At 69.5% G+C, this 659-nt stretch carries 1 protein-coding gene; it reads left to right on the top strand.

The features are described from left to right. Positions 1-521: succinate dehydrogenase iron-sulfur subunit (locus B4M60_RS02350; RefSeq protein WP_291079921.1), on the top strand; the 521-nt coding region annotated here is incomplete at its 5' end. Positions 522-659: the final 138 nt, after the last annotated feature.

The following is a 659-nucleotide window of genomic DNA, read 5'->3' as shown; positions in this document are numbered from 1 at the left end:
TGATCAACGGCGTGAACCGCCTGGCGTGCAAGGTCCTCATGAAGGACCTGCTGCCCAAGGACGGCAAGCCCATCACCATCACGATCGCCCCGATCCGCGGGCTCCCGGTGGAGAAGGACCTGTACGTCGACATGGAGCCGTTCTTCAAGGCCTTCCGCGACGTGAAGCCCTACCTCATCACCTCCGGGAACCCGCCGTCGGCCGAGCGCATCCAGTCGCAGTCGGACCGGGCGCGCTTCGACGACACCACCAAGTGCATCCTCTGCGCCTGCTGCACGACCTCGTGCCCGGTGTTCTGGGCGGACGGCTCGTACTTCGGGCCGGCGGCGATCGTCAACGCGCACCGGTTCATCTTCGACTCCCGCGACGAGGGTGCCGCCGAGCGTCTGGAGATCCTCAACGACGCCGAGGGCGTGTGGCGCTGCCGCACCACCTTCAACTGCACCGACGCGTGCCCCCGCGGCATCCAGGTGACCCAGGCGATCCAGGAGGTCAAGCGCGCGCTTCTCTTCGCCCGCTGATCTCTCTCGACGCCACGGCGTGGGAGCGGGGCCGCAGACTCCATCGACGGAGGCTGCGGCCCCGCTCTCGTTCCGCCCCCACCCCGGCCCGCGCCCACCCGGTCACGGCCGGGTCGCTGCCTGCTCGACCTGCGCTGC

Source organism: Dietzia sp. UBA5065, from assembly GCA_002415925.1.
Taxonomy (GTDB): Bacteria; Actinomycetota; Actinomycetes; order Mycobacteriales; family Mycobacteriaceae; genus Dietzia.
This window is presented reverse-complemented; position numbering and strand designations above follow the sequence as displayed.